21 protein-coding genes are annotated in these 25,744 nt (G+C 54.0%); 10 read left to right on the forward strand and 11 right to left on the reverse strand.

All coding sequences use genetic code 11. The annotated features are described in order from the left end of the window. Nucleotides 1-6 precede the first annotated feature (6 nt). Complete coding sequence (locus C4S74_RS20345) at nucleotides 7-822, reverse strand: methyltransferase domain-containing protein (protein WP_103997143.1); 816 nt, start codon at nucleotides 820-822, stop codon at nucleotides 7-9. A 67-nt stretch (nucleotides 823-889) separates the two neighbouring features. After that, on the reverse strand, nucleotides 890-1,615 hold the full coding sequence (locus C4S74_RS20350; protein WP_103997145.1) for a YceI family protein: 726 nt from the start codon (nucleotides 1,613-1,615) through the stop codon (nucleotides 890-892). Nucleotides 1,616-1,898: 283 nt separating this feature from the next. On the opposite strand from C4S74_RS20350, the gene C4S74_RS20355 reads away from it, so the two are divergent. The 4 genes from C4S74_RS20355 to C4S74_RS20370 all read left to right on the forward strand — a co-directional run bounded on the left by C4S74_RS20355 (nucleotide 1,899) and on the right by C4S74_RS20370 (nucleotide 6,730). Next, entirely contained in the window at nucleotides 1,899-2,579 is a 681-nt protein-coding gene (locus C4S74_RS20355; RefSeq protein ID WP_103997146.1) for a response regulator transcription factor, read from the forward strand. Further along, a complete protein-coding gene (locus C4S74_RS20360) occupies nucleotides 2,576-3,955 on the forward strand; it encodes a cell wall metabolism sensor histidine kinase WalK (RefSeq protein ID WP_103997148.1) in 1,380 nt (459 codons plus the stop codon). The genes C4S74_RS20355 and C4S74_RS20360 overlap by 4 nt, the downstream gene beginning before the upstream one ends. A 74-nt stretch (nucleotides 3,956-4,029) precedes the next feature. Then, complete coding sequence (locus C4S74_RS20365) at nucleotides 4,030-6,270, forward strand: MMPL family transporter (protein WP_103997149.1); 2,241 nt, start codon at nucleotides 4,030-4,032, stop codon at nucleotides 6,268-6,270. Nucleotides 6,271-6,289: 19 nt separating this feature from the next. Further along, on the forward strand, nucleotides 6,290-6,730 hold the full coding sequence (locus tag C4S74_RS20370) for a hypothetical protein (protein ID WP_103997151.1): 441 nt from the start codon (nucleotides 6,290-6,292) through the stop codon (nucleotides 6,728-6,730). A gap of 71 nt (nucleotides 6,731-6,801) precedes the next feature. Here the strand turns inward: C4S74_RS20370 and C4S74_RS20375 are convergent, their stop codons facing one another. Continuing rightward, nucleotides 6,802-8,016: an MFS transporter gene (locus C4S74_RS20375; RefSeq protein WP_103997152.1), complete on the reverse strand. Its 1,215-nt coding sequence runs from the start codon at nucleotides 8,014-8,016 to the stop codon at nucleotides 6,802-6,804. A 204-nt stretch (nucleotides 8,017-8,220) separates the two neighbouring features. On the opposite strand from C4S74_RS20375, the gene C4S74_RS20380 reads away from it, so the two are divergent. Both C4S74_RS20380 and C4S74_RS20385 read left to right on the forward strand, forming a co-directional pair. Next, nucleotides 8,221-8,829 (forward strand): TetR/AcrR family transcriptional regulator, encoded by a 609-nt coding sequence (locus C4S74_RS20380; protein WP_103997153.1) that lies wholly within the window; start codon nucleotides 8,221-8,223, stop codon nucleotides 8,827-8,829. Nucleotides 8,830-8,960: 131 nt separating this feature from the next. Beyond that, entirely contained in the window at nucleotides 8,961-9,830 is an 870-nt protein-coding gene (locus C4S74_RS20385; protein WP_103997155.1) for an AraC family transcriptional regulator, read from the forward strand. Between the two features lie 120 nt (nucleotides 9,831-9,950). On the opposite strand, the gene ilvD is transcribed toward C4S74_RS20385, so the two are convergent. The 7 genes from ilvD to yjcZ all read right to left on the reverse strand — a co-directional run bounded on the left by ilvD (nucleotide 9,951) and on the right by yjcZ (nucleotide 19,493). Continuing rightward, entirely contained in the window at nucleotides 9,951-11,636 is a 1,686-nt protein-coding gene (gene ilvD, locus C4S74_RS20390; protein ID WP_103997156.1) for a dihydroxy-acid dehydratase, read from the reverse strand. Between the two features lie 114 nt (nucleotides 11,637-11,750). Continuing rightward, nucleotides 11,751-12,482: a phosphonate ABC transporter ATP-binding protein gene (locus C4S74_RS20395; protein ID WP_103997158.1), complete on the reverse strand. Its 732-nt coding sequence runs from the start codon at nucleotides 12,480-12,482 to the stop codon at nucleotides 11,751-11,753. Nucleotides 12,483-12,736: 254 nt separating this feature from the next. After that, nucleotides 12,737-15,169: a glycosyl hydrolase family 18 protein gene (locus C4S74_RS20400; RefSeq protein ID WP_103997160.1), complete on the reverse strand. Its 2,433-nt coding sequence runs from the start codon at nucleotides 15,167-15,169 to the stop codon at nucleotides 12,737-12,739. Between the two features lie 351 nt (nucleotides 15,170-15,520). Continuing rightward, a complete protein-coding gene (locus C4S74_RS20405) occupies nucleotides 15,521-16,123 on the reverse strand; it encodes a TetR/AcrR family transcriptional regulator (RefSeq protein ID WP_103997161.1) in 603 nt (200 codons plus the stop codon). Further along, the gene (locus tag C4S74_RS20410) at nucleotides 16,124-16,858 is read right to left on the reverse strand and encodes an MBL fold metallo-hydrolase (RefSeq protein ID WP_103997163.1); all 735 of its coding nucleotides are present in this window, start codon (nucleotides 16,856-16,858) and stop codon (nucleotides 16,124-16,126) included. 182 nt (nucleotides 16,859-17,040) lie between these two features. Then, entirely contained in the window at nucleotides 17,041-19,179 is a 2,139-nt protein-coding gene (locus C4S74_RS20415) for a catalase (protein WP_103997164.1), read from the reverse strand. Nucleotides 19,180-19,373: 194 nt separating this feature from the next. Beyond that, nucleotides 19,374-19,493, reverse strand: coding sequence for a sporulation protein YjcZ (gene yjcZ / locus C4S74_RS26855; RefSeq protein WP_219819069.1), 120 nt, complete (start codon nucleotides 19,491-19,493; stop codon nucleotides 19,374-19,376). Between the two features lie 246 nt (nucleotides 19,494-19,739). Between yjcZ and C4S74_RS20420 the strand changes: the two genes are divergently transcribed. The 4 genes from C4S74_RS20420 (at nucleotide 19,740) to eis (ending at nucleotide 24,099) form a co-directional block, all read left to right on the forward strand. Next, nucleotides 19,740-20,573, forward strand: coding sequence for a sugar phosphate isomerase/epimerase (locus tag C4S74_RS20420; protein WP_103997166.1), 834 nt, complete (start codon nucleotides 19,740-19,742; stop codon nucleotides 20,571-20,573). A 4-nt stretch (nucleotides 20,574-20,577) separates the two neighbouring features. Continuing rightward, a complete protein-coding gene (locus tag C4S74_RS20425; RefSeq protein ID WP_103997167.1) occupies nucleotides 20,578-22,152 on the forward strand; it encodes an FAD-dependent oxidoreductase in 1,575 nt (524 codons plus the stop codon). 333 nt (nucleotides 22,153-22,485) lie between these two features. Continuing rightward, the gene (locus C4S74_RS20430) at nucleotides 22,486-22,743 is read left to right on the forward strand and encodes a hypothetical protein (RefSeq protein ID WP_103997169.1); all 258 of its coding nucleotides are present in this window, start codon (nucleotides 22,486-22,488) and stop codon (nucleotides 22,741-22,743) included. 135 nt (nucleotides 22,744-22,878) lie between these two features. Then, complete coding sequence (gene eis, locus C4S74_RS20435; RefSeq protein WP_103997170.1) at nucleotides 22,879-24,099, forward strand: enhanced intracellular survival protein Eis; 1,221 nt, start codon at nucleotides 22,879-22,881, stop codon at nucleotides 24,097-24,099. A gap of 91 nt (nucleotides 24,100-24,190) precedes the next feature. Here eis and C4S74_RS20440 read toward each other — a convergent pair whose 3' ends face one another. Continuing rightward, entirely contained in the window at nucleotides 24,191-25,738 is a 1,548-nt protein-coding gene (locus tag C4S74_RS20440) for an FAD-dependent oxidoreductase (RefSeq protein ID WP_103997172.1), read from the reverse strand. Between the last annotated feature and the right edge of the window lie 6 nt (nucleotides 25,739-25,744).

Genomic DNA, 25,744 nt, shown 5'->3' on the forward strand with positions numbered 1-25,744 from the left:
GGCCGGCTATTTCTTTTTACGAAGGGTTTTCGCCGGTTTGAGGGAAGCCGTTTTCTTTTTTAGCGGCTTCTTGGTCTCTTTCCTCCGCTTGCGGGGAACCGGAAGCGGATCCCGCTGGGGAAGAACAGAGCCTGGCTCATGCCGGAACGTGCTTTCAAGCGGCTGCCGGCTTTCCGCTCTGGCGGCCTCTTCCCTTCTCCGCTCCGTCAGGAGAAGCGGCTCTTCGTAAGTACCCTGCGCCAGTTCTTCCAGCTCCCGCTCGGAAATCGGCTCCTTAACGGCCACGAAATAATACAAGATTTCGTCTACCACATTGAGCGTGGATTGACGCAGCATGCGCCGGTCTTCATCATCATAGATGGGAGACAAATACTGCGGCAGGTAAAAAAACTCGCAGCGCAGAAGTCTTAAGTCGATTTCAGCCCTGGAGGCTTTATCCCATCCGGCGGGCACGTCCGTCATATAGGTGTTTTCTCGCAAAGGATCGTAGACATACAATTCGTTCGTAAAAAAACGGGGAAGCTGCTCGTCGAACCAGGAACGGAAATTGGGGTTTACCGCATGGTAAGACGTATGGGCATATGGAGCAAGCAGACAGACGACCGCTTTGTGCCGGCAAACCCGGTAAATCTCTTTCATTACGTTCATCAGATCAGGCACATATTCCAGCGAGCGGCTGGCCATGACGAAATCAACCGTATCGCTACCAAGCGGGATACCTTCATTCAAATCGCACTGGAGATCAACACCGGGGAGCGGCTCTTTGTCGATGCCGATATAGCCGGGATGTTTGCGCAGGCCGCATCCCAAATCGATTTTCATACCCATCGCTCCCTATCCCTTTACCAGATACTATTACCGTATGGATTAAGAGGATGTTTGGCGTGGGTCAAGCGCCAATCTCCCGGAAATTGTGCGAATCGGCTTGCCGGTGTTTGTAGGTATCCGTATCCTCAGGTTCCAGAATAAGCGTCACTTCAAGCGTCGCCATATTTTTCCCCGTATAAATCGGTTCGAGAAGCTCGGGAATCCCGAAGTTTTTGGTTTCTAGGCCGGTGCACCTGACTTTCAGTTCCATCAAGCTGCCGTTATGCTCGATATTCCCTTTAAACTGGACCGGCTGGGTCATATTCCGTACGGTCAATTCGCCTTCGATCGTGAGCGGATGAGGGATTCCCTCGAGAAACGGATTTTCAAAACCGCCCACTTTCATGATCCTAAACGAGGCTTCCGGGTACGCCTTTACGTTAAAGAAGTACCAGTCCCGCAGCTTCGCGTTCCACGCGGGATCTTCCGAATAAAGCGATGTCATGTCCGCCGCAACCGTGCCCGTTATGTGTTCCCTATCTTCCCGGGTGATTTTTAACAGTCCCGAAAGCTTCGGAAACGTGATATCCAGTGATTCGTGCGGAGAGAGGACCGTTACGCTCGCCGAAGACCCCGCAGTTACTTTCCATGTTTTGCCGAGTTGGAGCGGGCCCAGCTTGTCTCCTTTTTGTATTTCTTTCTCTTGAGTCCATAACGGTTCCCTGGCTATTGCGATGTATCCCGTCAAACTCCCCAAAATCAGAACAGCCCCAAGCGTACCGAACCACCAATAGCGACTCCGATTCATTCGTAAGCAATGCCCCCTTTTTGGATTAACCGGATGACTTTATGGCTACATAATATTTATTATGTAAACAATAGACTGCTTTTTATAAGCGCTTTCAGTTCACTTCCTAAAAGCCACCGTTATAGGAAATTTGTCCTAGATAATTAATTCGTCATAAATATTCATATTCCTTTCCCAATTTTTCTGGGTATACGGAATTATTCAAATTTTAAGACAATTTTTACATTCGCCAGGAATCGAGTACAATAATGGAACCAATACTCCCCTTGAAGAAGGTGTCAGCTTGAAGACTCATCTCTTGATTGCCGATGACGACGCGCACATCCGCGAACTTCTGCAATTTATTTTCAAAAAGGAAAATTACCTCGTCTCCGAGGCCGCCGACGGCGAAGAAGCCGCTGCCTTGATGGAACGCGAACAAATTCATCTCGCGGTGGTCGACGTTATGATGCCGGGCAAAAACGGTCTTGAGCTTTGCGAGGAAATCCGCAGCTATTACGACATCCCGGTTATTCTGCTCACCGCCAAAGGTGAACTGGAAGACAAGGAAAAAGGCTATCTGTCGGGTACCGATGATTATCTTGTGAAACCGTTCGAGCCTAAAGAACTACTTTTCCGGGTAAAAGCTTTGCTGCGGCGGTACCAGTTCGTGTCCTCGGACGTTATTACGCTGAACCGCACCGTTATCGACCGCAAAAGCTATGAAATCCACATAGACGGAGAGACGTTCGTCATCCCGCTGAAAGAATTTGAACTGCTGGCCCAATTGGCCAGTCATCCGGGACGTATTTTTACGAGAGAACAGCTCCTGGAACTGGTCTGGGGAGCCGGATACGAAGGTGGCAGCCGGACAATTGATGTGCATATTAAGCGGCTGCGGGAACGTTTTAATGAAAAATCGTGCGATTTCATACTGACCACGGTACGCGGTCTCGGCTACAAACTAGAGGTCTGCTCTCCATGAAAACCTTATACGTACGTATCGTCGTCACCTTCCTGCTCATTGCGATGATCAGCAGCGCGGCCGCCCTTCTCCTTTCCAACGGTTACTATTCCGCCAAGCTCCGGGACTATAACGAACAGAAGATTTTAAAAATCTCTCAGGAAATCCGGGGTTTGTACGAAGAGACTCCCGGACTCCAGCTTCACGAATATTTGACGCGCATCGCCAATATGGGCTTTCAAGTTTATGCCGTTGACGATGAACTGCAGGGTACTTTCTACGGGTCGCCTTTTAAACATAAGGAGATCGAGCGGGACACGATTGTCCGCGTGCTAAGCGGCGACACGTATCACGGCGTGATGGAAGAGCGCCATCTGCTCCTCGTTACCGGCTTTTTCGAGAACAGCATCCGCAACAGCATCGGCCTTCCCGTACGAAGCGGCGGCAAAACGATGGCTTTGTTCATCCGTCCCGACATGGAGCAACAGATCGGGGAAGTCCGGATTCTGATGGCGCTCCTGCTCGGCTTTACGTTCCTGCTCAGTCTGGTGCTGATTATTATTTCCACCCGTTTTATCGTCAAGCCCGTGCAGAAATTGACGGAAGCGACGAACAAGATCGTTGGCGGAGATTATAACATCCAAATGGACGTTACGCGGAGGGACGAAATCGGCAACCTGGCCCGGCATTTTACGCTGATGGCGAAGTCGCTCGAGAAACTCGATCAGATGCGGCAGGAATTCGTCGCCAATGTCTCGCATGAAATACAGTCTCCTCTTACGACGATTCAAGGCTTTGCCCAGAGCATGCTGGATAATGGCGCTTCACCCGAGGAAGAACGAAGATACCTCCGCATTATAGAAGAAGAAAGCCGCAGACTTTCGGCTCTCAGCAAAGAGCTTCTGACGCTCGCCGCCCTGGACAAAGAGACCAGTGTCCTTAAACCCGCTTCCTTCCGGCTGGACGAACAGATCCGGCACATTTTTATTACAACGGAATGGCAGTGGACGGAAAAAGAACTCCGGCTCCAATTGGATCTCCCCGAGCTGGTCATTTGCGCGGACGCGCAGCTCTTGTACCAGGTTTGGTTCAACCTGATTGCCAACAGCATCAAATTCACCCATCCGGGAGATGCGATTTCCGTCCAAATCCGGCAGGAAGAACACGATATCCTCGTATCCATCGGCGATACCGGACCGGGTATTCCTTCCGGAGACCTCCCCCATATTTTTGACCGTTTCTACAAAGGCGACAAATCACGCAACCGCTCCCGCTCCGGCAGCGGCCTCGGACTCTCCATCGCCCACAAAATCGTGTCCCTGCACCGGGGCAGCATCGAAGTACTTAGCCATCCGGGCGAAGGAACGTTGTTCCTTATCCGGCTTCCGCGGCTGTAACCTTCCGTTCATCGTCCGTTCATAATCCTGTCCTACAATTCATGTGAGAATAAGGACAGGAGGTTATGAACATCATGAACAACCCGTGGAACAAACTCGCGCGCGCCGTGAGTTCCCCCAAAGGGGCTAAAATCGTCGTCGCCGTGTGGATAATCGCAATCGTGATACTCAGCCTGATCGCTCCCGGGGCGAAACAAGCTGCCGTAAGCAGCGGAGAAGGCAGCGCTCTCGGCGAGACGCCTTCGGAAGCGGCTCAGAAAATAATGGATGAGCGGTTTCCGTCCGAGGACGGTTTGACGGCCCTTCTCGTTTTTCACGGCAAAAACGCCATTACAGCCGAGGAACGGTCGAAGATCGCGGAAATCAGCGAATGGCTGGCTTCCGCCGGAAAGCCGCAGCAGCTTGCCGGAGCACTTCCTTTTCACACACTGCCCAAAGCTGTCCAGGACAAAATGTTCTCCGATGACGGCTCGACCGTCCTGCTCAACGCGGCTTTCCATAAAAACCTGGAATCCGGACAGCTCTATGAAGGATTGCAGCAGATTCGCTCGCATGTCGAGCAGACGGGAATCGGTTCCCTGGATTTCAAAATCACGGGTCCGGCCGGCATAGCGGCGGATACCACTTCCCTCTTCAAGAACGCCGACTTTGTCCTCATGTTCGCTACCGTCGGCCTGATTCTGGTGATCCTGATGATCATTTACCGGTCACCGCTTCTAGCCGTCATTCCTCTCGTCATTTCCGGGATGGTCTACATGGTCGTGGACCGGATACTCGGCCTTGCGGGGAAATACGGCTGGTTCCTCGTCGACAAGCAGGCGCTCTCCATCATGATGATCCTGCTTTTCGCCGTACTGACCGACTACTGCTTATTCGTACTGGCCCGTTACAGGGAGGAACTCAAAACGGCTGCGGGAAAATACGAAGCCATGCAGCAAGCCTTAAGCCGGGTTGCCGAACCGATCCTCTTTAGCGGCGGTACGGTGCTTGTTGCCATGCTCACGTTGTTTACGGCCGCTTTCAAGCCGTACCACCACTTCGCGCCCGTATTTTCGACAGCTATGGCCGTTATTCTGCTCGGCGGACTTACCCTGATTCCCGCCGTCTTCGCCCTGCTGGGCCGAAAAGCGTTCTGGCCTTTCGTTCCGAAGCCTTTGGAATCGTCCGCCGGAAAAGCGAAGGGCTTCTGGGCTTCCATGGGCGGATTCGTTACGGGCAGGCCCGGTTTAACCGCAGGCATCCTGCTCCTCGCCCTGCTCGCGTCTTCGCTTAGCGTCACTTCAATGAAATACTCGTTCAATCTCTTGAAATCTTTTCCGGACAATACTTCATCCCGCCAAGGTTTCGAGATTCTTGAAAGTAAATTCCCGCCGGGACAGCTCGCTCCGGTGACGATTCTCCTTACCTCGGAGAAAAAGCTGACGCTGGACGCCACTTTTTACGACAAAATCGGCGCCCTCGCCGGCCGCTTAAAAAATGAACCCGGTGTGAACGCCGTATCTCCGGAGATTAAGCCCGCCGCGACGGAAAGCGGCACACAGCTGCCGAAAAACACAATATCGGCGGATGGAACCGCCGTGAAGCTGCAGCTGACGCCGGACAGCAATCCGTACGAGCCCGTCTCGCTCGATCTGATCGGCCGGCTTCGCGACAAGAGTCCGGCGCTTCTGGAGCAGAGCGGACTGAACCCGTCCGAGTTCACTCTGCATTACGCGGGACAAACAGCGGAGCAGCTTGACGTGAGAAACATGAACAAGCGGGATACGATCCTGCTGTTTACTCTCATTACGCTGTTTATTACCGTTATGCTGCTCATCCAGACCAAGTCGTTCAAGCATGCGCTCACTATGATCGCAACGATGCTGCTGTCTTATACCGCTACACTGGGCCTCGGCTGGATGATCTTTCATTTCATGCTCGGTTACGACTCCATCAGCTACCGACTGCCGGTGTACACCTTCGTTTTCCTGATCGCGCTTGGCGTCGATTACAACATTATGCTCGTATCGCGCATTAAAGAAGAAGCGCTGAGCCATACGTGGAAAGAAGCCGTAAGCCGCGGGGTCGCTTTAACGGGAGGGGTAATCTCGTCGGCCGGACTCATTCTCGCCGCCACATTCACGGTGCTCATCACCCAGCCGCTGCAGGAGCTCTTCCTGTTCGGCTTGACGATGTCGCTCGGAATTCTCCTCGATACGTTCCTGGTGCGCGGCATGCTGCTCCCCGCCCTGCTGATCTTCGTCGGGGACCGCAAGAAAAGCCGTATAGACCGGCAAGCCGGGGCGGATCTCGTTTCGCCCCGCCGGCAAAACTAATCTGAGGAGGAGTTGTACGATGTTCGGATTCATGGTATTTCTTCATTTAACGGGTTTATTCGGATGGCTGGGAGCCCTGCTCGGCATTCTGGTCACTATGCTTTTGCTGAAAAAGCAGCTCGGTTCTGCTGACGCGAACGCCCTGGCCGGTAAAACCATCACGATATTCGGACGAATCGCTCATCCGAGTTCAATTCTCGTTCTTCTCAGTGGTGTTTATCTCATTCTCCAAATGGGCCTTGGCCCCGGCAAGCCTCTCTGGCTTCAAGTGATGGAAAAAGGCGGAGGTACGATCATTCTCCTTGGAGTCATCTTTACGGCGGTGCTCGGGAGAAAAATGAACAAACGGCTAAGCTCTGCCGGCGGGAGTACCGTCAAGTTAACCGGCTACCTCGGCACAGTGAGCGTCTTCATGGTTCTGATTGTTTCGGTCGTTCTGGTCGTCAGCTTGAAGCTGTAAACCCTCTGCTTCACCACAAACTGGTTATAAAAACAAAAAAAACGCCTTTACGGCGTTTTTTTGTTTACCTTTTAATTGGAGCCGCCGGCCGGAACCAGCTTGCGTTTATTTTTGCCGCTCCAAGAAGTCGAAATGATGAACGAAATGACGAGGATAACCGCACCGAACATATACGGAAGGTTAATTTGTACGTCGAACAGAATGCCCGCAATGGCAGGACCGAAAATATTGCCGAGACTCATGTATGCATTGTTCATTCCCGCGACGAAGCCCTGCTCGTCTCCCGCCATTTTGGACAAGAGTGTGTTGATTGCGGGACGCATGATGGAAGTCAGGGTGAAGAACAGCATCGTAACCAGCAGAATGTACCAGAAGTTGCCCGACAGAAGCATCAGAATCAGACACAGCGCGGACAGGATAAAGGTCAGATTAATAAGCTTCTTCTCCCCGAAACGGCGGATAAGCTTGTCGATCAGCATCGCCTGAATGACAGCGCCGATCAGTGCTCCGACGGTAATCAGAACCGAAATATCTTTCGCTGTATATCCGTATTTATTATCCACGAACAGCGGGAATACCGCTTCGAAGTTCGCCAGTCCGAAAGTCAGGGCAAACACCAGGAGCAGAAGGATAAAATAAGGGGCTTTAAACGACTGTCCAAGCTGGATAAAAATACTTTCCTTCTTAACCTGAGACGAACGGTTCGAAGCCAGCTCTTCTTTGCTGAGCGATTCCGGCAAAATAAGCAGGGAACCGATCATGGCCAGAGCACCGACTGCGGATGACACGTAGAACGGAGCGCGCAAACCGAGTTCCGCCAGAAACCCGCCGATGCCGGGTCCGATAACGAAACCGAGCGACATGGCCGCACCGAGCATGCCCATTCCTTTTCCGCGTTTATCGTCAGTCGTAATGTCCGCAATGTAAGCCATCATGGATGGGATCATAGCGGCCGCGCCGATACCGCCGATCAGACGGGAAGCGTACAGCATCCAGACTTCGGAAGCCATGGCGAACAGCAGATTGGAGATCGTGAACAGCGCCAGACCGGACACGATCATTTTTTTGCGGCCGTATTTGTCCGACCACTCCCCACCGATCGGAGAGAAAATAAACTGAGTGAGGCCGAAAGCCGCGACGAGATAGCCCGCCGTCTTGCCTCCCAGACCAAACTCTTTCAAAAATTCAGGCAGGACCGGAATAATAAGTCCGATACCGAGCATCGCGATAAACATATTGATCATCAAGATGACCAACGGCGAGCGGCGGTTTTTCATTGTGCTCATTTGGATTCTCCCTTCAGCTATCCTTATATAAGGGTAACTGCTTCTTTTTGTATTACAGAAGTATAGCGCACAGATTAACTTTTAGTCAATTTGTAAAGTTGTAAAGTTTTTTTATAAGTTTATCTTTCCCGGACGGACTTGACTTTGAACAGTTCTCATTCCTATGATAAGGTGGGTATCGAATGCTTAACCGAGGTGAAAAGATTGCCGAGAAATCCAGAGAGAGACCAGGAAATCCGTAAAGAACGATGTGACCAGATCTTATCCGCGGCTGTCGAGCTCTTTGCCAAAAACGGGCTCAGTTCCACGAAGATTTCGGATATCGCCCATAAAGCCAAGATGAGCCACGGCCTAATTTATAACTATTTCCGATCCAAAGAAGAAATTTACATTTCAATCGTGGAGAAAAACCTGTGTATCCTGACAGCCCTTTTCGAACAGGCGCACAAGCTGCCGGATGCCGATTCCTACGAAAAGCTGACCTGGCTGCTGGATCAGGTACACAGCGAAAGATGGGATGACGCCGTATTCTATCAGGTCGTCGCCGATCAGATTCTCACTTCCGACTCCGTGTCCGATGAGCTGAAAATGTCCGTCCGCACGAGCATTCGCGATAATCTGAAGCTGCTCATCCTCATTTTCCGGGAAGGCCAGGAGAAAGGCGAATTCATTCAAGGCGATCCGCGTGAGCTGGCCTTTTATTTCATGAATATGATTCAGGCCGTCCTTCTTGCCGAAACGAGAGGAATCTATTTCACGGGCACTCCCCTGCACCGGAATTTGCTCCGGCTGTTTTTGCCGAAAGCTTTATAGTCGCCAGCATTTGCAGCCGGTCGCACCTATCCAGGTCGGCCGGCTTTTGCGTACCCTGCAAAACGGGGCACGAAATGTCGGATCCCGAATTTTCGTTTCTGCTATCGTAAAGCTGAAAGGAGGTTACCCCCATGAACGGGCTGGAGAAAATGAATGACGCCCTCGCTTATATCGAACAAAATCTGACGGGGGATATTGATTTCAAAGAAGTTGCCCGGCTTGCCGTTTGCTCGGAATATCACTTCAAAAGGATGTTTTCTTCCCTGGCCGGAGTTACCCTCTCGGAGTATATCCGCCGCAGACGTCTTACGCTGTCAGCCTTTGAGCTGGCCCACACGGACCTTAGGCTGCTGGATGTCGCCGTGAAATACGGCTACAGCTCCGCCGATTCTTTCGCAAGGGCATTCCTCAGTCTCCACGGGGTGGCTCCATCCGAAGCGCGGACCCGTGGCCAATCTTTAAAAGCTTACCCGCGCATGTTTTTTCAATTAACGACACAAGGAGGAAATGAAATGAACTATCGCATTGTAGAAAAAGAAGCCTTCCGGATCGTCGGCCTCTATAAGAGAGTCCCTCTCATCTACCGGGGAGTGAATCCCGCCATGGATTCGATGTGGCAGAGTCTGACCCCCGAGACGATCACACTGCTGAAGTCGTTGTCCGACGTAGAACCGTCCGGCATCATCAGCGCGTCCGTAAACTTCTCCGAAGGGCGTCTCGAACACGGGGAGCTCGATCATTATATCGGCGCCGCAACAACGAAGGACTGCCCGGATCACCTGGCTCAGCTGGAAGTTAAAGCTTCCACTTGGGCGGTATTCGAAGCGGTCGGCCCCTTCCCGGATGCCCTGCAAAATGTATGGGGGCGAATTTATTCCGAGTGGTTTCCGTCTTCATCCTATGAGTCGACCCAAGGCCCGGAAATTTTATGGAACGAAAGCAAAGATACCAGTTCCCCGACTTATAGAAGCGAAATTTGGATTCCGGTTGTGAAGAAGTAAGTTTCCATAACTTTACCGAGTTAGCAAAGTGATAGCTCAATTAAAAAAGAGCCCCGTTAATCAACGGGGCTCTTTCATGTCCGGTTCTGGAATATAACGTATGAATCAGAGAAGTGCGGATTAGATCTTCATCACGCCGCCGGTGCTGGCGCTCGTTACAAGCTTGGAGTAGCGGGCCAGGTAGCCGGTTTTCACTTTCGGCTCGAACTCTTTCCAGCCTTTGCGGCGCTCTTCCATTTCTTCGTCGCTGATTTTCAGCTCGATTTTACGCTCGATCAGATCCAGTTCGATAATGTCCCCGTCCTGAACGAAGGCGATCGGTCCGCCTTCCGCCGCTTCCGGCGAAATGTGGCCGATGCTGATTCCGCGGGAGGCGCCGGAGAAACGGCCGTCCGTGATCAGCCCGACTTTGGCGCCGAGTCCCATGCCGACGATTTGCGAAGTTGGAGCGAGCATTTCCGGCATGCCGGGGCCGCCTTTAGGACCTTCGTAGCGGATGACCACCACGTGGCCTTCTTTGACTTTGCCGTTGGCGATGCCGTAAAGCGCATCGTCCTGGGAGTCAAAGCAGATGGCCGGGCCGACATGGCGTCCGCCTACGGAAGGATCTACCGCGCCGACCTTGATGATGCTGCCGTTCGGCGCCAGGTTGCCGAACAGGACCGCAAGGCCGCCGCGCTCGGAATGCGGGTTATCCAGCTTGTGGATAACATCGGTGTTCAAAATTTCCGCGCCCGCCACGTTCTCGGCCAGCGTCTTGCCGGTAACGGTCATACAGTCGCCTTTAATGGCGCCCGGCTTTTTGAGAAGCTCGTTGATAACCGCGCTCACGCCGCCGGCTTCGTGGATATCTTCGATATGCCAGTCCGATGCGGGAGCGACTTTGGACAAATGCGGCACGCGGTTCGCCACTTCGTTGATGCGCTCGATCGGATATTCGAATCCCGCTTCATGAGCGAGAGCCAGCGTATGAAGAACGGTATTCGTCGATCCGCCCATAGCCATATCCAAAGCGAACGCGTTGTCGATGGCATCGATCGTAACGATGTCGCGCGGCTTCAGATCGAGCTTGATCAGCTCCATAAGCTGCGTCGCGGACTGTCTTACGAACTCTCTGCGCTCCGGAGATACGGCGAGGATGGTGCCGTTGCCCGGCATAGCCAGTCCCAGCGCTTCACACAGGCAGTTCATGGAGTTAGCCGTGAACATGCCGGAACAGGAACCGCAAGTCGGACAGCCGTATTGCTCAAGCTCAAGAAGTGCTTTATCGTCGATCTTGCCGACCTGGTAGGCGCCTACGCCTTCGAATACGGAAGTCAGGGAAATCGAACGGCCGTTGCTGTCCTTACCCGCTTTCATCGGGCCGCCGCTTACGAATACGGTCGGAATGTTGACGCGCAGGGCGCCCATCATCATGCCCGGAGTGATTTTGTCGCAGTTCGGGATACAAACCATGCCGTCGAACCAGTGCGCGGAAACGACCGTCTCCAGGGAATCGGCGATAATCTCGCGGCTCGGAAGGGAATAACGCATGCCGATGTGGCCCATGGCGATGCCGTCATCCACGCCGATCGTGTTGAATTCAAACGGAACGCCGCCCGCTTCGCGGATCGCTTCCTTAACGATTTTACCGAATTCTTGCAGGTGAACGTGTCCAGGTACGATATCGATGTAAGAGTTGCATACCGCGATAAACGGTTTGCCGAAATCCTCTTCTTTGACTCCGGCTGCGCGCAGCAAGCTGCGGTGCGGTGCCCGGTCGAACCCCTTCTTGATCATATCGCTTCTCATGCCTTGTTTAGCCATCTATGATTCCTCCCGCTTCTATCAAGTGCGTTGCCGTTTTACTGCATTAAAAGGAATTGTATCACGGATAATCCTTTTTTGCCTATCTTTTTTGCAAAGGAATGTCGAAAAATATCAATCGAAAATTTTCGCACGTTCTAGGGAAGTGAGCTTGCGGCCAGCAATGTCCAGGACGATCTTCCCTCCGGCAAGGCCCCAAATGCGGCTGGCATACCGTTCGGCGAACTCCACATTGTGCAGGGAGCAGACGACCGTCACCTTTTCCTTTTTGCAAAGCTCGCGCAAATCTTTCAGCACGCTGTTAGCGGCTTCGGGATCGAGACCGGATACAGGCTCGTCCGCAATGACAATTTTTGCGCCCTGCACGAGCGCCCGCGCGATCGAGACTCTCTGACGCTCTCCCCCGCTCAAATCCTCGACCTTTTTCTCGGCTTTGTCAAGCAGACCGACTTTCTCCAGATAGTCCATGGCAAGCACATGCTCGTCCCGGGCATTCGTGCCGGTCAACACGCGCATGACGGATTTCTCGTAAAAACGTCCTTTCAGCACGTTCTTGACCGCCGTCTGCTTCCGGTCCAGTGCCGGGCTCTCTTCAATAAACGCCCAGTCCCGCTTCAGCTTGAACTTCTCGGTGATCCCGAGCGAGGTGACGTCCCGGTCGTTATAGATGAACTGGCCGTCATCCCATTTTTCTTTCAACGCGATGCACTTCAGGAGCGTCGTTTTTCCGCTCCCGCTTGCGCCGACGAGCCCGATCAGCTCGCCTTCGTCGATTTGCAGCGATATTTTGGAAAGGATCTCCTGACCCGTGGTCAGCTTCTTGGTCAAATTGCGTATCGTCAACATCAGCCGTATGCTCCCTCGTCTCCGTTAGGTGCACACGCTTACAACTGCGTGCGTCAGCCTTTGCTAGTTTCATCTATTATAGCAAAAACACGGTCGATGAGAAATCGTTGGTCAGGAGAACGCACGAAACCCTCCCGGCGGTGTCCGAAAGAAGACAACCGCGGAAGGGTCCGCAGAAACCGTTTATGACCTTGTGGCTTTAAGGGTTAACCGGCCCGATCGCCGGAATGACACGGATGTCGACGCTTCGTCTTTTATTTCTTCAGGCTTGCGTTAAGCTGATCGCACTCGGCGGCGGTCACGTTCTGACCGCAAACCGCAATCTGATCCTTCGGCTTGCCGTCCGCGACATCGCTGACAAGCTTATTGCCGAGAATATGGTTCAGCGCGTTCAAGTTGTAGCCGTTGTCCTGCTCGATCTGCCAGCCGAAAATACCGGCAAGCCCGTTGTCCTTGGCATACTGCGTTTTGAGCGCGACGGTGCGCGGCGTTTCGACGGTGATAAACGAGCCGATCGGATTTACGAGATAATCGGCATTGGCCGCTTTGTCGGTGTAAAGCTTATAACCGTTCTTAGGCTTCAGATCTTTATCCAGGTAATTCTGATAGAGATCGTAACCTTCGACGACTCCGGCTTCCCATGAGCCAACGCCGGCTATGCCGAGGATCAGGTTTTTGCCTTTCCAGGCGAGGTCGCCGAAAGTCGATTTACCGATTAAACCGTTCGTGTATTCCGTAATGTCTCCGTTTTTCATTGCCTTGGCACGATGGTAGTTGGCGATGCCGATCATGATTTTGTTGGCCGGAACGCCGTATCCTTTAAGCAGCTTGACAGTCGTATCCAGGGACAGATCGACGTGCTTGCCTGTGGCCGGGTCCTTGGTGTTCGGGTTCGGATAAAGCGGCGTGTGATGGCCGAGCTCCCGCTCCCAGGCTCCGCTCAGGTCATAGGTCATGGCGTAGAGACGGTTAAGATATTTGCTCGCTTCGGCCCAGTCGATCTTGGCCAGTTTGTCTTCCGTGGCCGGAATCGCGCTCGACAGGCGGTATTCCTTGCCGGTTTTCTTGGTGAGCCAGTCAAGGCCGGCCCGCAGTTCTTTCAGAAGTTTGATATAGTTCTCGGGATCGTCTTTGCGTGCCATCCCTATGACGGCACCGTCGGAAGCGGGATATTCCCAGTCGATGTCGACGCCGTCAAAGCCGAACTGTTCCAGGAAGCGGACGACGGAATCGACGAACGCCTTACGGCGCGTCGTGTCGGAAGCCATCCACGGGAAGCCTTCGCTCAGCGTCCAGCCGCCTACGGAAAGATCCAGCTTCAGGTGCGGGTTCGCTTTGCGGAGCTGATAAAGCGCGCCGAAAACGCCTGCGACATCGTTCGGATCGAGATCGTACATGCTCTCGGTTCCCGTGATTTTGCCTCCCGTCTGACCCGGAAGCGTACGCAGGAAAGCGGCTTCAAAATCCGCGATGGCCATCGCTCCGTCAGGCAGGCTGCTCTGCTTGCACGTCCGGTTGACCGAAGCCGGCGCAGTTGTCGGGAAGCCGGGGTCCTGCGTGTTCTGGGCAGCCGGGAAGCAGATGCCCGCGAAGCCGTAGACGAGACGGTTCACGTTCTTCACCGGAAGCTTGGTGAAATCGAAACGGCGGCCGTAGATGGCCCAGTCGCCGAGGTACTCGACCACTTCCTGCCCGGCGCTCATTTCATACGTGTTGTGCTGCGTCGGCAGTGTGCCGGAAGGAAGCTTGGCGACCCGGCCGCCGTTGTCGGCGTCAAAGCCGGGATGGTTGCCGCCGGGGTCCGTGGCGGGATCGATGCCGCCCTTGGTGCCGCCCGTTCCCGTACCGGATACGGGGTGGCCCGCGCTGACGGCTCCCGTCGGGTTAAGTTTACCGGCGTTCGTGTTGCCGGTTCCCGGATTAGCCGTGCCGTAATCTATGTTGTTCGGGATGGATACCGGACAAAGATCGTTGCTGATCTTGCCGGCTACCTCCCACATGTTATAGGTCGTGTCGTCAGGCGCGATGCCATGAACATCGTTAAGGGCTCTGTAAGCTTTGCCTTTATAGCCGACAATTTTGCCTTTGGCGTAAATTTTCGAAGCGCTCCAGTCCGGGGCGCAGAAAGGCGTCGTCGGCTCCGGCTTGGTCGGATCCGAAGAATCCAGCTTCCAGAGCGTCGGCGTCGTTGCAGGCTCCCAGCCAACGAGCGCGGTGTGCGCGGCGAGAGCTTTATACGTTTTGCCGTTATAAGTCACAAGATCGCCTACTTTGTAGGCGGTGCCGGCCTGCCAGGAGGGTGCACCGGTACCCGGGCTAGGACTTGGAGTTGGGCTCGTACTTGGAGTCGGGCTTGGACTTGTACTCGGTCCGGGACTCGGGCTTGGGCTTGGACTCGGGCTTGGGCTTGGACTCGGACTTGGGCTCGGTGTAGGGTCCGACGATTTTTTCCACAGTGAAGCTACGTTCGGGGGTTCCCAACCGTTCAAGGAAGTATGGGGCTGCAGGCATTCATACGTCACACCGTTGTAGGAAACAAGATCTTTCGCTTTGTAAGCCGTGTTCGGCGCCCATTGGGCGGCCGCTCCCGATGATGTCGAGGGATAGATGGGAAGTAAACTGAGCAATAAGGTGACCAGCAGCAGCAATGGGAGTAATTTCTTACCGTACGCTTGCGTTGCGTGCATAAAATAACTCCTTTCACTATTTGGATTTTGTGCGGTCCTTGCCTTCCCTGGCAGGCGTAAAGATTCTATCGTCTCCTTCCTTGTAAATTGTATAAAATCTCCCGAAATGAAAGGAGCTTATACCGGTGTCGGCGCTGAAGCCATGCTCTTATTTTTAAATATGGAAGCGTTTTCCACAAGGGGGACATTCGCATGATGGAGGGAGAATTATATCCATTTTACTGGAAAATAAAAAGAAGCCCTAAAGGCTTCTTTTTGTACATGAACTATGCGTGACGCCGAGCAACGAGCTCCGGGAGCTTCGCGCGGTGAGAAATACGGATCGAAATCCGTTGCGGCTGGAAGAGCCTTCTATTCCGAAGCAGAATCTAACGGCCCGGTTTCCCCTTGTTTCATCACATGAATACCCGCCAGAAAAGCCGAGATAAGCAGCTTCTGGCTCTCCTCCACCGAAAGCGCCATCCCGAAGCCTCCGGAACGCTCGATGGACGAGAAGCCGTGCAAAATGCTGCGGAGTCCTCTTGTCGCGTGGATGGCCGCATCTCCTTCCAGCCCGTAATAGCCGAGCACTCCGACGATAAGGCTGACTATTTCCGCCGAAATGCGCTCCAGCTCCATCTCCTGCCGGCCGGGTGCGCGGAGAGTCGCTTCGTAAAGACCGGGATGTTGGCGTGCATAGGCCGCGTAAGCCGCCCCGAATGCAAAAACAGCCTCATCCCCTTCCGATCCTTCGACGGCAGCGGCCAAATCGCCGTGAAGAATCGTCAGGCTGTAGAGAGCAAGTTTGGCCCTCAGAGCACCCAGTCCTTCGATATGATTGTACAGAGACGGAGAGCGCACGTTGAGCTTTTTTGCGAGCAAGGCCAGGGTCACGGCCTCAAAGCCGTGTTCGTCGGCCAGCTCGGCAGCCGCTCTGAGAAGCGTTTGTTCATCGAGACCGATTCTGGGTGACATTTACAGGGAACTCCTTCCGTTCAACGCGGTTGCGAGATTACGTTCGGCGGCGGAAATGGCCAGATCCAGCTTGACGGCAGGGTCTTGCAGCATCGTTCCATGGCCGACCGCAAGCAGAGACGGGGTATAATGCCGGAGCTTCTTGACGCTTTCCAGCGCTTCGTATTTGTTCCAGGTAGCCAAGGCCGGAAACGGGAACAGCAGCTTAACTTGACCGGAAACCGCTATCCCCGCTCTGAGCTGAAGAGCGTCACCCGCAATGACGGCATTGCTCCGCACATCGAGAAAGCTCATCGAGCCCGGCGTATGTCCCGGTGTCGATAAGGCAAGCAGGGAGCCGATCCGGTCACCTTCCTTTAAAAGCACGTCGGGGACTGTTGTCACCTTCTTCGGAACGGCCCCGCGCACGGGCAGTTGAGGCTCATCCGCATCAAGAGTAACGTCTCCCTTGAGCAGCCGCGCGTCACGAGCGGAGATAAATACCTCCGCATGTGGCAGGGTCTTCTTAAGCTCGTCGAGAGCGCCGACATGATCGTCATGGGCATGCGTCAGGACGATCCGCTTGATCGGCTTGCCGATCTCCCCGGCGGCTTTCATAATGCCTTTGGCACTAAAAGGCATCGCCGCGTCTACGAGCGTCAGTCCGTCCTTTTCTTCCACCAGATAACAGTTTACCGGGAAAAGCCGGGGTAAAAAAGCTAATTGATACAGGTTTCCTGCTTGCGTAATTTTCATCGATTATTCCTCCGTTTTCAAAACTAATATCGTTAGTTTTATAATAACTAATGCGATTAGTTTTGACAACCCTTAATTTCCACCTCCTCCTCTGCCCACCGGAAAAAAAGCAAAAAGACCCCTGAATGGTCAGGGGTCTTGCATTCAAGCCTGCCGATAGAAGCACAGGTTCCTCCGCCTTCTTACTTGGCCTGCGAATGCAGACTGCGGTTCCAGTGGCGGTGCTGGGCGACGGCCGCCGCGAAATCACGGCTGAAGCCGGCAGCTTCGTCCGCACACTCCGCCGTCAGAACACCCGGCTGAATTTCCGGCGCAGCCGGAGCCGCAGCCTGGGCGTTTCCTGCTTCCGAAGAACCGGCAATTCCCGCTGCGGCGAGAAGCTCCGCGCCTTCACCGACAGCACCGATGGTCTTATAGTGCTGGAAGGCTTCTTTAACGAAGTCCGCAGATTTGGAATCCGCCAGAAGCTCGTCGGCGCTTTGACGCCCTCCTGCGATATAAACGGCGTCAAACAGGACGGAATCGGCCGTGAGCAGGGAATGATCCACTTCCAGCGGATTTCCGCCGTCGCACACGATCGTGCCCAATTGCACGCTGACCACCTCCGGTACGAGACCAGCCGCTTTCAGCGCTTGGAGCATGCCGCTCACTTCTTTGCCGCGGAAGCCGTTGCCGGCCAGCACGGCCACCTTGCGGGTCAGCGGTGTTTTCACCGTGTTCATCTGGCTGAGTGCCGGCGATGACAGCGCCACGCCGTTATCGGCCGCGCCTTCCGGCGCTTTGGCGCCGATTCCCGCCGCGATCCGTGTCGCCAGATCCACACTTACCTGACTGAACATATCGACGGCCCGCTGGCGGATTTCTTTCGTTTTCACTTTGCCGAGCTCGAAGCGGAAAGCGTTCACGATATGCTGTTTTTCCACGTCAGACATGCTGTTCCAGAACAAGGTCGCCTGGCTGAAATGATCCTTGAAGCTGTCGCTTCGCGCCTGAATTTTGCGGCCTTCCACCTTCTCCGCATAGTGGGCATAGCCGCCCTCTTTTTCGGACGCGGGCTCCGGAGAGTTGCTGGCCAGAGAATTTTTGTGATAGCTGACCGGACCGCGGTTGATCGTCATCCGGTGCATGCCGTCGCGCTGGTTGTTGTGCACGGGAGCGACCGGACGGTTGATCGGGATTTCGTGGAAGTTCGGCCCTCCCAGGCGGGAAAGCTGAGTGTCCGTATAAGAAAACAGTCTGCCTTGAAGCAGAGGATCGTTCGTAAAATCAATCCCCGGAACGACATGTCCCGGATGGAAAGCGATTTGCTCGGTTTCGGCGAAGAAATTGTCGGTATTGCGGTTGAGCGTCATTTTACCGATAATTTTCACCGGAACCTGCTCTTCCGGCCAGATCTTGGTCGGGTCGAGAATATCGAAGTCGAACATAAATTCGTCTTCTTCTTTAATGATCTGAACGCCGAACTCGAATTCCGGGTAATTGCCCGTCTCGATGGCATTCCACAAATCCCTGCGGTTGAAGTCCGGATCTTTGCCCGCCAGCTTCTGCACTTCGTCCCACACAAGGGAATGTACGCCCAATAGAGGCTTCCAGTGGAATTTGACGAAGTGGCCTTTGCCCTGTTCGTTTACGAATCGGAACGTATGTACACCGAAACCTTCCATCATCCGGAAACTGCGCGGAAGCGAACGGTCCGACATCGCCCACATTACCATATGAGCCGTCTCGGTATTGGAAGTCACGAAGTCCCAGAACGTATCGTGCGCGGACTGGGCCTGCGGGATTTCATTATGAGGCTCCGGTTTGACCGCATGGACAAAGTCCGGAAATTTCATCGCGTCCTGGATAAAGAAGACGGGCATGTTGTTGCCGACGAGATCGTAATTGCCTTCCTCCGTATAAAACTTCGTAGCGAAGCCGCGGACGTCACGGACGGTATCGGCAGAGCCGCGCGACCCGGCAACGGTCGAGAAACGAACAAAAACCGGCGTTTTCACGGAAGGATCCTGAAGGAATTTCGCTTTTGTATATTCCGTCATAGGTTCGTATACCTGAAAATAGCCGTGCGCTCCAAATCCTCTTGCGTGTACGATACGCTCCGGAATACGCTCGTGGTCGAAATGAGTCATTTTTTCCCGGAAATGAAAATCTTCCATCAAAGTCGGACCGCGTACCCCTGCTTTCAAGGAGTGCTCATCTTCACTGACCCGAAGGCCTTGATTGGTCGTCAACTTCTGCCCGGAATCGTCCACCCGGTACTGTTCAAGCTGGTTATCCTTGCTTTGTTCGTTTACAGGTTCGCGCTGATCGTCTTTTTTCATCGGACAACCTCCTTTGATCGTTTAGGAAATGAACTCTTCTACTTAGTAACCTGTTTGGGGTAAAGCCAAACGGATATGAAAAAATGAAGATCGTTACATTTTTTGCCATGCGACAATTTTCAACAGCCGGCTGCCATCCGACCGACACAAAAATCCCCGCCTCTGGGGCAGGGATTCCGATTGCCGAGTGACGTCTAGTACAAGAACGTGCGGGAAACGATAACCAGCAGAATGAAGAGAACCAAAATTACAGCCGTGCTGGTGTATTTGATTCCGTAGCCCGCTCCAACGCCTGCTCCTCCGACATAACCCATGCGTTAACACCCTTTCTTTAGTTGGGATAATACATCGTATGCGCCGTGCGTTTATCGTTATTGGACTCCTCTCCCGCTCCCGGAAAATTTTTGCGGAATCGGCGTCAAACGGGAAGCCTCTCTTCAAGGTCGGCATCAAACTACCAGAAATGGTCATGACATTGACCTACTAAGAGGGAGGCTCTCCTTTTACAATGAAATAAATTCGCCCCGCAGCGGGCCTGTCAACCTGGAGGAACCAACTTGATGAAGCTGTCTTTAAGCATGTGGAGCATGCATCGCACGACCCGCGAGAATCAGGGGAACGTCCTGGATTTTCTCGCTTTTTGTCGGAGGGAAGGCATCCGGCAGGTGGAACTTCTCGATGTTTTCTGGAAAGATAAAGAAGCCGAACTTCCGGCAGTGCTTAGCTTTATGAAAGAAAACGGAATCACCTTGTCCAGCTATGCCGTCGGCAACGATTTCGTAAAAGGGACTCCCGGCGAAAGAGCCGAAGCTCTCCGGGTGGTGACGGACGGGATCGAAACGGCTGGAATGCTCGGCGCGCCGGTTGTCCGCGTTTTCTCGGGGAATTTGTCGGACGCTTTTACGTTCGATTCCGCTCTCGACTGGATTGTATCCGGTCTCCGGGAAGCGGCCGCTTCGGCCGAAAAAGCCGGCATCACCCTATGCCTGGAAAATCACGGCAAGCTGGCCGGTAAAGGCGATCAGGTGCTGGAGATTTTAAAACGCGTCGATTCACCGGCCCTGAAATCGACCTTCGATACGGGAAACTTCCTGCTCGTGGACGAGCAGCCCCTCCATGCGCTGGATGTTCTGCTTCCTTACATCGGGCATGTGCATATTAAAGATTTTGCCGAGACGCCGGAAGGACGATATAAAGCGCTCAGCGGCAAAACGTATGAAGGCGTCTTCGCCGGAGAAGGAGACGTCCGGCTGGACTCGATCGTCACGAGGCTGAAGGAAGCGGGATATAGCGGTGCCTGTGTCCTTGAATACGAAGGAACCGGAGACGAAGCCGAAGGAATCCGTAAAAGCTATGAAAATTTCAACCAACTTGTCCAGACCAAAGGAGAATAATCCCATGACCCCCATACAGCAGGCAGATGTCGTCATTATCGGAGGAGGAACGGGCGGGTTCGCCGCAGCGCTCGCAGCGGCCGAGTCGGGCAAAAGCGTCATCCTGACGGAAGAAACCGTATGGATCGGCGGGCAGCTCACCAGTCAGGCGGTACCGCCCGACGAACACCCGTGGATCGAAAAATTCGGCTGCACCCGTACCTACCGCAAATTCCGTGATGGCGTCCGCAGCTATTACCGGGATAATTTCCCGATGACACCCGAATCCAAAGCGATTACGGAGCTTAACCCGGGCAGCGGCTCCGTCAGCCGGTTATGCCATGAGCCCAGAACGGCGCTGGCCGTTCTCCAGCAGATGCTCGCTCCTTACGTTCACAGCGGACAAGTGACGATCCTGCTCCGACATATTCCTGTCCGCGCGGAAACGTATGGAGACGCAATCGCATCCGTGGAGGTGAAGAGCCTGGACAGCGGTATGCTGACCGTCCTCAAGGCTCCCTACTTCCTGGACGCAACGGAATGCGGTGATCTGCTGCCCCTTGCGGACGCCGAGTATGTGACCGGCGCGGAATCTTACGCGGAAACCGGAGAGCCGAACGCGCCGGCCGGAGATCCGCTTCCCGGAGATATGCAGGGCTTTACGTACTGCTTCGCGGTGGATTATCTGGAAGGGGAGCATCACGTCATAGAGAAACCCGACATGTACGAATTCTGGAAAGCGTATAAAGCCGATTTCTGGCCGGACCGTCTGCTCAGCCTGACGGGTGTGAAACCGGCCACGAACGAGCCGGTCCGGTATGAGATCTTTCCGGGGACGGAGCATTTCTCCCTGTTCCGGTACCGGCAGATCGCGGACAAGGAGCATTTCCGCGAAGGAACCTACCGCAGCAGCATATCGCTCGTCAACTGGCCGCAAAACGATTACTGGCTCGGTTCCATCATCGACGTCTCCGAGGAAGAGAAGCAGAAGCACCTGTACGAGGCCAAGCAATTGTCGCTCTCTCTCCTGTACTGGCTGCAGACGGAAGCGCCCCGCCCGGACGGCGGCACAGGCTACCCCGGCCTGCGTCTGCGCAAAGATGTCGTCGGCACGGAGGACGGCCTGGCGATGTATCCATACATCCGCGAATCCCGGCGGATCAAGGCACAGTTTACCGTACTGGAGCAGCACGTCGCCACGGCCAGCAGACCCGACGGCCGTGCCGAAGCGTTCCCCGACAGCGTAGGAATCGGCTGCTACCGCATCGATCTTCATCCGAGCACGGAGAACCGTCCGTATATCGACGTCTCCTCCCTGCCGTTTCAAATTCCGCTCGGCAGCCTCATCCCGGTACGCGTGCGCAACCTTCTGGCCGCCGCCAAGAACATCGGGGTCACGCATATCACGAACGGCTGCTACCGGCTTCATCCCGTCGAGTGGAATATCGGCGAAGCGGCCGGCCATTGCGCCGCTTACTGCATCGACAACGGCATGACGCCAAGCGAACTGCGCGCCGATCCGGCCGAACTGGCCAAATTCCAGGCGCATCTGGTCAAAGCCGGCATCGAGCTGGAATGGCCTGCCCTCAGGCCGGTCTAGGCAGAGCCGGAGGCGGCCCCTCCGGTTCGCAGCCTTCTGCGCTGCGTGAGGCTTCCGGCGGCTGGTGCCAGGTGGTGACCACTGTCACGTGAGCCAGGCGGGCATGCATCGTTTTGCGCGATTACTTATCCATGCTTATCCTCGGATATTTGTCAGTTCGCCAATACCGCTTTTATTCAATTGATTTCAACGATAATTAAACCGGCCAGTCCTAAGGCCGGACCAAAGCCTCCAGTTCTTTCTGGAGGCTTTTTCTTAAGAGAAAAAAAGCCCCTGAGCCCGCTAAGTTTTTGTTATAATCAGGAAATACGTTTTAATTCAGGAGGTTAACGAATGACCGGCTCTCTTTCGGATGATTTGTTCATCGGCTCGATGATTTCCCTGTTGGTTTGGGGATGCACCAGCGGTATTTTTACGAGGTTTAATCTGACTGGCACGCAAGACGGACACATACAGCCTCCGGACGCCGAGGAGTATTTCGCTCCAAAACGCGACAAAAAGCCTTTTTTTCACGCTTTCCGTTCTGTCTTTTTTATTTGCGCCGTGCTCGGTTTTGCCGCTTCCGTTCTCGTTTCTTATTTCCAACTTTAATCGTTAGCAGCCTGTTTGTTCCCTCATAGCTCTCTTTGAACGCTGATTACACCCCGGTCGAAAAGGGTAAGCTGGAAATTGGGAGTCCATCCGATGGGATCCTATATAATGAACGCCCGATACGGAGGTGCGACGATGAGCCGCCGGAAACTGCAGGAAAGACTCAAAATGAAAAGCGTGGAGCCTCAGCACGGAGAACAGTTCAACCAGCTGCTCCGTTATGTGTTCCAGGTTACAAACCATGATTTGCAAACGTTCGGCTGGGAAGACCGGGAAATCGCCCAGGCGAAACTGCCGGTGCTGAAGCAGGCCGATGTTTTGGGCTGGTTTGACGAAGACAAACTGATTTCCCAGCTTGCCGTGTATCCGTTTCAAGTCAATATTTTTGGCCGGCTGTACGATATGGGCGGCTTGACCGGCGTCGGCACTTATCCCGAATATGCCAATATGGGGCTGATGAACCAGCTGATGCGGCAGGCTCTCACTAACATGCGCGGACGCAGGCAGTCCATCTCCTATTTGTATCCGTATTCCATTCCTTATTACCGGCGCAAGGGCTGGGAAATTATTTCCGATAAAATTTCGTTTGAGGTCAAAGACACGCAGCTGCCGAAGCTGAAAACGGTCCCTGGCAACGTGGAACGGGTAACGATTGAACACCCTGATATCAAAAGCGTCTACCAGCGCTTCGCCCTGCAAAATCACGCCGCCATGCTGCGCAACAATTTGGCCTGGGAAGAATATTTACGCTGGGATCTCGATGACATGACCGTGGCCATTTATTACGATGCCGATCACGAGCCGTCCGGATTTTTGCTGTACTGGATTGCGGGTGAAATTTTTCATATGAAGGAAATGGTTTTTCTTGACGAAGAAGCCCGGACGGGCCTGTGGAATTTTATAAGCGCGCATTTCTCTATGGTCACCTATGTAAAAGGCCACACCTATAAGGACGAGCCGATGTCGTTCCTTCTGGAGGACGGGGATATCAAGGAAACGATCGCGCCTTATTTCATGGCCCGGATCGTGGATGTAAGCCAGTTTATCGAACAGTATCCGTTCCAGGCACAGGGCGAAGAATGCAAACTGACCTTCAATCTGCATGATCCGATGCTGGAATGGAATCAGGGAACGTTCACTTTGACCGTGGACAAAGAAGGACAAGGCCGGCTGGCCGACGGGGGCGGAGCACCTTCCGCATCCTTCGATATCCAGACTCTGACCACGATGCTGATGAGCTACAAGCGGCCTTCTTACCTGCAGCGGATACGCCGGTTTCATGCGGATAAAGAATCGGTTCAACTGCTGGAGAAGCTGATTACGAATGACCAGCCGTATTTCTCGGATTACTTCTAAGTCATTAGCCAGAAGACCGCTTCACGCCTCTTTAAAAAAACACGCAAAAAAAGCCGCTCCTTACCGGAGCGGTTTTTGTGTATTCCGAGGTCTAATCGTCGAGCTCTACTTTAGACAGCGGCTTCAAAGCCGGACCCTCGATCACTTCGCCGGTATACGCGAAGCGGGAGCCGTGGCAGGGACAATCCCATGTCCGTTCGGATTCGTTCCAGTCGACCTCGCAGCCCATATGCGTACAGGTCGTGTCGACCACGTGCAGGCTGCCTTCGCGGTCGCGGTAAGCGCCCGCTCTTTTTCCCCGGACCCGCACCACGGCCCCTTCATCCTCCCCGAGCTCGCCGGGTTCTTTCGAAGGGAATTCCAGCTTGCCGGTAATGAGTTCTTTGGCGACGTTCGCGTTTTGCGCGATAAAGGTTTTAACCGACGGTTTTGCATGAAACCGGGAGGGCGAGAACAAGTCCTTATAGGGACTCTCTTCCCCGAGAATGAGCTTCGCGTTCAACTGGGCGGCGGCAATGCCCGTGCTCATCCCCCACTTCTTGTAGCCCGTGGCGACGTACAGATTCGGAACGTCATCCAGCTCCTGGCCGATATAGGGGATCGTGTCGAGCGTGTACAGGTCCTGAGCCGACCAGCGGTACGCGATTTCTTTTACCCCGAAGGTTTCCCTGGCGAATTTCTCAAGCGCCTCATAATATTGGAACGTGCAGATGCCTTGTCCCGTCTTGTGGCCCTCTCCGCCCACGATCACCATCGGCTCTCCGTTAATCAGCACGGATCTCAGGGAACGCTTAGGCTTGTCGGCACTCAGGTACATGCCGCCGGGATAGCGCTTGTCCGTTTTGACGGCGAGTACGTAAGAACGCTCCGCATGTAGACGCGCAAAATACAGCCCATGCAGGTTGTTAAAAGGAAAATGGGAAGCGGCCACGACATGCGTGCTGCTGACGGTAAACCCTCCGCTTGTTTGGAGAACGGACGGACTTCCCGGCTCGTAGCCGGTTACGGTCGTATCCTCGTAAATCCGTCCCCCTTTCCGTACGATTTGTTCCGCCAGGTGCGTCAAAAAAGGGACGGGATTATACTGGGCCTGATCTTTCATCACGACCGCGCCTTTCGTCTCGAAAGGCAGGGCTGTTTTTTCCGCATAAGCTCCCGGGATTCCCAGTTTCTCGTATGCCTCGTATTCCTTGAACACTTTGTGCAGAGAGGATTCGTTCTCCGTGTACACGATGGCGTCCTGTTCTTCAAACTGACACTGGATGTTCTCCGCCTTGACGAGATGACGGACGAACTGCAGAGCGTCCCGGTTCGCCTCATAATACAATCGTGCGTTTTCTTCGCCGAAATCGGTCATATACTGATCGTAGATCAAATCGTGCTGGGCCGTAATCTTGGCGGTCGTATATCCGGTCGTCCCGTGTAAAATGCGGCCCGCGTTCAGAACCGCGACCTTCAAGCCTTTCATGGCCAGCAGGTAGGCCGTCGTCAGGCCCGTTATCCCTGCGCCGACAATAGCGGCGTCCACCCGGATATTTTCGTTCAGCCTGGAATAAGAGGGAATCTTCGCGGAAGCCAGCCAGTACGATTCCGGAAACTGGGGGAAAGCGGCGGATGATCTTGAGTTGGTTTCGTTCACGTGGAT

This window comes from Paenibacillus sp. UNC499MF, from assembly GCF_900107975.1.
Taxonomy (GTDB): domain Bacteria; phylum Bacillota; class Bacilli; order Paenibacillales; family NBRC-103111; genus Paenibacillus_F.